This is a genomic window from Devosia sp., assembly GCF_041917035.1.
In the GTDB taxonomy this organism is placed as follows: domain Bacteria; phylum Pseudomonadota; class Alphaproteobacteria; order Rhizobiales; family Devosiaceae; genus Devosia_A.
On record NZ_JAYRYM010000028.1, the window covers coordinates 18729 to 27156 of the forward strand.

8 protein-coding genes are annotated in these 8428 nt (G+C 67.5%); 3 read left to right on the forward strand and 5 right to left on the reverse strand.

Going from position 1 to position 8428, the window contains the following annotated elements; translation table 11 throughout:
• Positions 1-21 precede the first annotated feature (21 nt).
• Positions 22-2577, reverse strand: a complete 2556-nt coding sequence (locus ACE3TU_RS05350; RefSeq protein ID WP_374621189.1) for a heavy metal translocating P-type ATPase — start codon at positions 2575-2577, stop codon at positions 22-24.
• A 94-nt stretch (positions 2578-2671) separates the two neighbouring features.
• On the opposite strand from ACE3TU_RS05350, the gene cueR reads away from it, so the two are divergent.
• Entirely contained in the window at positions 2672-3088 is a 417-nt protein-coding gene (gene cueR / locus ACE3TU_RS05355; RefSeq protein ID WP_374621207.1) for a Cu(I)-responsive transcriptional regulator, read from the forward strand.
• The gene (locus ACE3TU_RS05360) at positions 3085-3474 is read left to right on the forward strand and encodes a GNAT family N-acetyltransferase (RefSeq protein WP_374621192.1); all 390 of its coding nucleotides are present in this window, start codon (positions 3085-3087) and stop codon (positions 3472-3474) included. Before cueR ends, ACE3TU_RS05360 begins: the two co-directional genes overlap by 4 nt.
• On the opposite strand, the gene ACE3TU_RS05365 is transcribed toward ACE3TU_RS05360, so the two are convergent.
• Positions 3464-4936, reverse strand: a complete 1473-nt coding sequence (locus ACE3TU_RS05365) for an NAD-dependent succinate-semialdehyde dehydrogenase (protein WP_374621194.1) — start codon at positions 4934-4936, stop codon at positions 3464-3466. The two genes, ACE3TU_RS05360 and ACE3TU_RS05365, sit on opposite strands and share 11 nt — an antisense overlap.
• Positions 4937-5063: 127 nt before the next feature.
• Here ACE3TU_RS05365 and ACE3TU_RS05370 point away from each other — a divergent pair, with 127 nt between their 5' ends.
• Entirely contained in the window at positions 5064-5972 is a 909-nt protein-coding gene (locus ACE3TU_RS05370) for an SMP-30/gluconolactonase/LRE family protein (RefSeq protein ID WP_374621197.1), read from the forward strand.
• Between the two features lie 4 nt (positions 5973-5976).
• On the opposite strand, the gene ACE3TU_RS05375 is transcribed toward ACE3TU_RS05370, so the two are convergent.
• From ACE3TU_RS05375 to ACE3TU_RS05385, 3 genes are all read right to left on the reverse strand, one after another.
• Complete coding sequence (locus tag ACE3TU_RS05375) at positions 5977-6198, reverse strand: hypothetical protein (protein WP_374621200.1); 222 nt, start codon at positions 6196-6198, stop codon at positions 5977-5979.
• A 163-nt stretch (positions 6199-6361) separates the two neighbouring features.
• Positions 6362-6640 (reverse strand): acylphosphatase, encoded by a 279-nt coding sequence (locus ACE3TU_RS05380; RefSeq protein ID WP_374621202.1) that lies wholly within the window; start codon positions 6638-6640, stop codon positions 6362-6364.
• Entirely contained in the window at positions 6640-8190 is a 1551-nt protein-coding gene (locus tag ACE3TU_RS05385; protein ID WP_374621205.1) for a UxaA family hydrolase, read from the reverse strand. The genes ACE3TU_RS05380 and ACE3TU_RS05385 overlap by 1 nt, the downstream gene beginning before the upstream one ends.
• Between the last annotated feature and the right edge of the window lie 238 nt (positions 8191-8428).

An 8428-nucleotide genomic window follows, 5' to 3' on the forward strand; every position in this document is an offset into this window, starting at 1 on the left:
GGGGGAGCGAGGCCTCCACCCTCACAGCCTGTGCCGAGCCAGCCTAAGGGCATTGCCCACCACGCTGACCGAACTCAGCGCCATCGCCGCTGCCGCGATCATCGGTGACAGCAGCCAGCCGGTGATCGGGTAGAGCACACCGGCGGCGACCGGCACTCCGAGGGCATTGTACCCGAAGGCAAAGGCCAGGTTCTGCACGATGTTGCCGAGCGCCGCCTTCGACAGGCGGCGGGCCTTGAGAATGCCCGAGAGGTCGCCCTTCAGCAGCGTGATCCCGGCTGATTCGATGGCGACATCGGCGCCGGTGCCCATGGCGATGCCGACATCGGCGCCCGCCAGCGCCGGTGCATCGTTGATGCCGTCGCCAGCGAAGACCACGACCTTGCCGGCTTTTCGCAGATCAGCAATCAGCGCATGCTTGCCCTCGGGCGATAGCCCGGCATGAACGCGCGAGAGCCCGACCTCCCGCGCCACCGCCTCAGCCGTTCCGGCAGCGTCGCCGGTCGCCATGATCACCTCGATGCCATCGGCCTGCAGCGCAGCGACGGCATCGCGGGCGCCGACCTTGACCGGGTCGGACACGGTGACGACCCCGAGCGGCGCGCCATCGAAGGCGACGAGGATAGCGGTGCGCCCGGTGCGCGCCTGCTCGGCGACCAGTGCTTCCAGCTTTCCCTCGACGGCGATGCCGGCTTGCCTGAGAAACGCCAGATTGCCGGCAAGCGCCTCCTTGCCCTCGATCCGGCCGCTGACGCCGCGACCGGTGACGGAGGCAAATCCCGTCATGTCGTAACGTCTTGCGCCCCGTTCCTCGGCGCCCCTGACGATGGCGGTCGCGATCGGATGCTCGGACGGGCGTTCCAGCGCCGCCGCAACCGCCAGCACGAAGCCCTCATCGACTCCCTTGACGGCAATGACCTGCCCCAGCGTCGGCCGTCCCTCGGTGAGGGTGCCCGTCTTGTCGACGACCAGCGTCGTGGCCCGCGACAACAACTCGAGCGCCTGCGCGTCCCTGACGAGGACACCGGCGCGCGCACCGCGACCGGTGGCGACCATCACCGACATCGGCGTGGCAAGGCCCAACGCGCAGGGGCAGGCAATGATCAGCACACTCATGGCGGCGATCATGGCGTAGGAGAACTGCGGCGACGGCCCGAACACGTACCAGGCGACGAAGGCGACGAGCGCCACCGCAACCACCAGGGGGACAAACCAGTTGGCGACGCGATCGGCGAGGCCCTGAATCGGGGCACGGCTGCGCTGCGCCTTGCCGACAAGGTCGACGATCTGGTTGAGCCGGGTCTCGGCGCCGACCCGAGTCGCCTTCATGACGAAGCTGCCGGTGCCGTTGAGAGTACCGCCGGTGACGTCGGTGCCCTCGCTCTTGTCGACGGGCAATGGCTCGCCGGTGAGCATCGACTCATCGACAAAGGACTGCCCCTCGATCACCACGCCATCCACCGGCACGGCTTCGCCCGGCCTCACCCGCAGCCAGTCGCCCGGCCGCACCTCTGCAAGCGGCACCTCGTAGTCGCGGCCCTGCCAGACCCGCCGCGCCGTCCTGGGCGCCAGGTCCAGCAGCGCCCGGATGGCCCGCCCGGTCTCTTCGCGGGCCCTGAGTTCGAGGATCTGGCCGAGGAACACCAGCGCCACGATGACCGCGGCCGCCTCGAAGTAGACGGGCGGCACCCCACCCATATGCGTCATGTCCATCGGGAAGACACCCGGAAACAGCAGCGCCACCACCGAGAAAAGATAGGCGGCACCGACCCCCAGTCCGATCAGCGTCCACATGTTGGGCGAGCGATTGACCAGCGAGGACCAGAAGCGTCGAAAGAACGGCCAGGCGGCCCACAACACTACCGGAGAGGCCAGCACGAACTCGAGCCAGCGCGCCGCCGTCTCGCCGATCAGCTCGCGCAGCGGCAGCCCGACCATCGGCGCCATGGCGAGAACCAGCACGGGGACAGCCAGTGCGAGACTGACCCAGAAGCGCCGGGTGAAATCGACGAGTTCGGGGTTGGGGCCATCGTCCAGCGAAGCCATCATCGGCTCGAGCGCCATGCCGCAGAGCGGGCAGTCGCCCGGACCGTCCTTGACGATTTCGGGGTGCATGGGACAGGTCCACTGGCCGACGGCCGCCGGCGTCGCGGCGGTCGGGCCGGCCTGCGAGTGGTGCCGATGGGGGTGCGCGTGGGCACCCGTTGCCGATGCGACGGACCTGGCGCCCGGCAATGGCAGTTCGAACGGCGTCTGGTTCAGGTACTTCTGCGGTTCGGCCTCGAAGCTCTTCTGGCACCCCTCGCAGCAGAAATAGTAGCGCGTTCCCTCATGCTTGAGCATGTGCTTGGCCGTCGTGCGGTCGATTTGCATGCCGCAGACCGGGTCGGTGGCAAAAAGGTACTTCGCCGGCTCGGCCTCGAACTTCGTCCGGCAGCCGGCGCAGCAGAAACCGATCTCCCGGCCCTCGTGCGTGACACGGTGCGGGGTCTTGGCCAGGTCGACGGTCATGCCGCAGACCGGGTCGCGAGTGACTGCGCCAGCGACAGTCTGGCTCTGGTGCTGTGAGTGATCCATGGCAGGCTCCTGTTGGCCCGGCTCCTATCCGATTGCGGCCTGTTCTGCACCTTCCCATGATGGTAAGGTCAAGCCCTAGGAGAGGGACTTGACGGTGCAGATTGGCGAGGCGGCACGGCTGACCGGAGTATCGGCCAAGATGATCCGGCACTATGAGGCGATCGGTCTCATCCCCGGTGCCGATCGGCGCGAAAGCAACTATCGCGACTACGGACACCACGACGTGCACCGCCTCGGCTTCATCCGCCGGGCCCGCGATCTCGGCTTCTCGATCGAGGAGATCCGCGACCTGCTGCGCCTGTGGGGCGACACGCAGCGCTCGAGCGCCGATGTCAAGTCGCTCACGCTGAACCACATCGCCGACCTCGACCGCCGCATCGCTCTGCTCATGGAAATGCGCACCACCCTTGCCGGGCTCGCCGACGCCTGCGATGGCAGCGATCGTCCGGATTGCCCGATCATCGCCGGGCTCGAGGGCAGCCACGCTCACCAGAGCGGCCGGGCGCAGTGATCGCCTATCGCCTCGATCCTTTCCCCACCGACGCGGACCTGGCCACGATCTGGGCCTCGTCCTGCGGGCAGCCATGGACCGGCGAACTGGGGCGGATCCTGCCACGCAGCCTGGTGCATGCCTGCGCCTATGACGGCGAGCGGCTCGTGGGCTATGTCAATGTCGCCTGGGACGGCGGCGGCCATGCCTTCCTGCTCGATCCGACGGTGGACGTGAACTACCAGCGGTGCGGCATCGGTCGCGAACTGGTCCGCCGTGTCACCGATGCGGCTCGCGAGCGCGGTGCCGAGTGGCTGCACGTCGACTACGAACCGCAACTCGCGGCCTTCTACACCGCCTGTGGCTTTCGCCCGACCAATGCGGGACTGATCGATCTCAGACGCTGAGGCAGAGGTACTTGATGTCGAGATAGTCCTCGATGCCGTACTTCGATCCCTCGCGGCCGTGCCCGGACTGCTTCACCCCGCCGAACGGCGCCACCTCGGTCGAGATCAGACCGGTATTGATGCCCACCATGCCATAGTCGAGCGCCTCGGCCACCTTGAACACCCGGCTCAAGTCGCGGGCGTAGAAATAGGAGGCGAGGCCGAACTCGGTGGCGTTGGCGAGCCGGATGACGTCGTCGACCGTCTCGAAGCGGAACAGCGGTGCCAGCGGCCCGAACGTCTCCTCGCGCGCCAGCAGCATGTCGGCGCTGGCGTTGACCACCACCGTCGGCTCGAAGAACAGCCCGCCGAGGGGCTTGCCGCCGGCAACCACCTTGCCGCCCTTGTCCAGCGCATCGAACAGGTGCTTCTCGACCTTCTGGATAGCCTTGCCGTCGATCAGCGGCCCGGTGGTGATGCCGGACGCGAAGCCGTCGCCGACCTTGAGCTTGCCGACCGCCGCGACCAGCTTTTCGGCGAAGGCATCGTAGACGCCGGCCTGGACGTAGATGCGGTTGGCGCACACGCAGGTCTGGCCGTTATTGCGATACTTCGACACCATCGCCCCCTCGACCGCGGCATCGAGATCGGCGTCGTCGAAGACGATGAAGGGCGCATTGCCGCCCAGTTCGAGGCTGAGCCGCTTGATCTGGTCTGCCCCCTGCCGCATCAGGATGCGGCCGACCTCGGTCGAACCGGTGAAGCTGAGCTTGCGCACCGTCTCGTTGGCGCAGAACTCCTTGCCGATCGCCGAGGACTGCGTCGAGGGCAGCAGGTTGAACAGCCCCGCCGGCAACCCCGCCCGCTCGCCCAGCACCGCGAGCGCAATGGCCGACAGCGGTGTCTCCGCCGCCGGCTTCGACACCACCGCACAACCGGCGGCCAGCGCCGGCGCCATCTTGCGGGCCAGCATGGCGTTGGGGAAGTTCCACGGCGTGATCGTCGCCACCACCCCCACCGGCTGCTTGATGACGATGATGCGCTTGTCGGGCTGGTGGCCGGGAATGGTGTCACCGTAGACGCGCTTGGCCTCCTCGCCGAACCATTCGACATAGGAGGCACCGTAGAGCACCTCGCCGCGCGCCTCGGCGACGGGCTTGCCCTGTTCGGCCGTCATGATGGCGGCGAGGTCGTCGGCATTGGCGACCATCAGGTCATGGAGCCGGCGCAGGATCCCGGCCCGTTCCTTGCCGGTCCGCCTGGCCCAGTTCTCCTGCGCCACCGCGGCGGCGGCAATGGCCTGCTTCGCCTCGGCCACGCCGCAGTCCGGCAGCCCGGCAACGATCTCCCCGTTCGCCGGATTGGTGACCTCGAACCGCCTGCCATCCGCCGCCTGCTCCTGCCAGGAGCCGTCGACATAGGCCGCTGCCCGGAGCAGGGTGGGATCCTTGAGGCGCTCGGCAAGTGCGGCAGCGATGGTCATGGTCGTTCTCTCCGGCGGTTGGCGTAGGATGCCGCATGCGGCGGTGCAAGTCGCTTGCCGCCCTGCAATTCTTGCTGTTGGATGCGGCGCATTCAAGTCGACACAAGTCGCGGGGGGAAGAGGCACGATGTCCGGCATCTACGAGCATCACGAGAAGGAATTCACCTTTCTGGTCCAGGGCAGCGCCAAGCTGGAGACGCTGTACGCCGACTGCCGCTGGGCCGAGGGCCCGTGCTGGTTCGGCGACGCCAACCAACTGGTCTGGTCGGACATCCCCAACAACCGCATGCTGCGCTGGACACCCGACGGCGGGGTGTCGGTCTATCGCCACAACTCGACCTACATCAACGGCAACACCCGCGACCGTCAGGGCCGGCTGGTCTCGTGCTCGCACGGCGCCCGCAACGTGGTCCGCACCGAACTGGACGGCTCGATCACCGTCCTGGCCGACCGCTATCGCGGCGGGCGGCTGAACGCGCCCAACGACGTTGTGGTGAAGTCGGATGGCACCATCTGGTTCACCGACCCCGGCTACGGCATCCTCTCCGACTACGAGGGCTACAAGGGGGCGTTCGAGCAGGACGGCTGCTACGTCTACTGTCTCGACCCGGCGACGGGGGAACTCCGGGTGGTGGTCGACGACTTCGTGCGCCCCAATGGCATCGCCTTCTCACCCGACGAAAAGCTGCTCTACGTCGCCGACAGCGCCTTCAGCCATGGCGCCGACCTGCCGCGGCACATCCGCGTCTTCGACGTGCGCGACGACAACACGGTGGGCAATGGCCGCGTCTTCTGCGAGACCGATACCGGGCTGCCGGACGGCTTCCGCCTCGATACCGCAGGCAACGTGTGGACCTCTGCCGGTGACGGAGTGCACTGCTTCGGCCCCTCCGGCGTGCTCTTGGGCAAGATCCTGACCCCGGACACCGTGGCCAATGTCGAGTTTGGCGGCCCGCGGCGAAACCGGCTGTTCATCTGCGCGACGCAGAGCCTGCACTCGATCTATGTCGCCGCCAACGGGGCCGGCCGCCCCTGACGGCTCAGCGGCGACGCGGCTTCGAGCGCTCCGCCGCCGCGTCGAGCCGCTGACGGACGTCGCTGCGCGCCGGCACCCCGCCCGAGCGCAGCGGCGCCGAGAACCGGTCGTATTCGGCGAACGACACGGTATTGGACCGGACATCATAGTGAACGGCCAGCGACTGGCCGGTGGTCGAACGCATGCCGGCAGCGGCCGGCGGCGCCAGGGACTGCAACGCGGGCATGGCGGGCCTCCTCGCGACGTCGGCCGGTTGGCCGCAACCACTTGTTAACCACGTGGCATGCCGGGAGCATGACGGTTGCGCGACCGATTGTGACAGTCGAAGCGATTGCCGCGACACGCGGAATCGGAACGTCGTTCGGCCGCCGGCGCAGCGGACCGCCGAATCACTCGGTCGGCAGCGCCGAAAACCCCGGTGCGACCGGTTCCGCGTGCGCCACGGAGCGGACATTGACCACGCTGGCCCCGGGCGGTCCGACGCCAAGCGCCAGCAGCATGCGGTCGACGGCCGCCGCGTCACCCGAGAGCACCGCCTCGACGGTGCCGTCCCGTCGGTTGCGCACCCACCCGTCGAGCCCGAGCCGCTCCGCCTCGCGCACGGCGAAGGCGCGAAAGCCGACGCCCTGAACGGTGCCGCGGACGATCGCGCGGACCGCTCTGGTCATCACATGGTCGCCCCGATCTGCCAGGGCACGAACTCGTTGTCGCCATAGCCGAGCAGTTCGGACTTGGTCTTCTTGCCCGATGCGACGGCGAGAACCTCCTCGAAAATCTCCTGCCCCTTGGCCTCGAGCGAGGAGCCTTCCACCACCTCGCCGCCATTGATGTCCATGTCGTCGATCATCCGGTGGTAGATGTCCGAATTGGTGGCGATCTTGATCGACGGGGTCGGCTTGCAGCCATAGGCGGAGCCGCGCCCGGTGGTGAAGGCCAGCACATTGGCGCCGCCGGCCACCTGCCCGGTCGCCGATACGGGGTCGTAGCCCGGCGTATCCATGAACACGAAGCCCTTCTCGGTCACCGGGTCGGCATAGTGATAGACCGCATTGAGCGGCGTGGTCCCGCCCTTGGCAGCGGCGCCGAGCGACTTCTCGAGGATCGTCGTCAGTCCGCCGAGCTTGTTGCCAGGGGAGGGATTGTTGTTCATCTCCATGTTGTTGCGGGCCGAGTAGTCTTCCCACCAGTGGATGATGTCGACCAGTTTCTCGCCGACCTCGCGACTGCGGGCGCGACGGGTGAGCAGATGCTCGGCCCCGTAGATCTCCGGCGTCTCGGACAGGATCGCCGTGCCTCCATGCCGCACGAGGATGTCTGCGGCAACGCCCAGGGCCGGGTTGGCGGTGATGCCGGAATAGCCGTCCGAACCGCCGCACTGCAGCGCCAGCATGATCTCCGACGCCGGCTGCGTGGTGCGCCGGATATCGTTGACCACGGGCAGCATCTCGCGCACCGCGGCGACGCCCTTCTCGACCGTCTTCCTCGTGCCGCCGCTCTCCTGGATGGTCATGGTCCGGAACGTCTCGTTCTCGGTGACCCCGTAGGCCTCCTTGAGCCGGGGGATCTGGAACCCCTCGCAGCCCAGCCCGACCATGATCACGCCGCCCATGTTGGGATTGGTGGCATAGCCCCAGGTGGTCTTCTTGAGCGTGTCGAAGATCACGCCGCGATAGTCGACGACGCAGCCATTGGCCTGCTTGAGCGCGACGATGCCGTCGATGTTGGGGTAGTCGTCGAGGATGCCGGAGCGCTCGATCTCCTGCGCGATGAAACCCGCCACCGTGGTCGAGCAGTTCACCGAGGTGAGGATGCCCACGTAGTTGCGCGTTCCCACCGCGCCGTTCGAGCGCTTGTACCCTTCGAACGTCGCCTGTCGCGACGACTCGACGAACTCGACCGGGATCACCCCCTCGCAGAACGCGTAGTCGCGTGTGAAGGCACCGTGCTCCTCGCCGATCGAGCAATTGTGCTCATGCACCCAGTCCCCCGGCGCAATGGCTTCCCTGGCAAAGCCGATGATCTGACCGAACTTGATCACCGGTCCGCCGGCCGCAATCGGACGGACCGCGAACTTGTGCCCCTTCGGGATCCGGCGCAGCGTGGCGACATCCTGCCCGGTGGCGGCGCCGGCATCGAGATTGACGAGCGCCACCGCGACATTGTCCTGCGCATTGAGCAGCAGGGTCGCGGCGGCGGAGCGGGACATCACGTCTGTCATGGAGAACCTTCGGGGTTGGCAGCGCTTCGCATGGGAAAACCGGCATGGGGTGCCGATCCGGCTTGCGACGGACCGGCCGGAGCGCCACAAGCTGGGACCGGTTGAAACTGCTCACCGGTCCAACTAACATGTTAGCATGAGGATGGAAGCAAGTCCCTACCAATTTCTGGCCGCGCCGGCGACGCCCACCCGCGGCAACGTGACGGTGTTCGTCACCGATGCCCTGCGCCAGGCCATC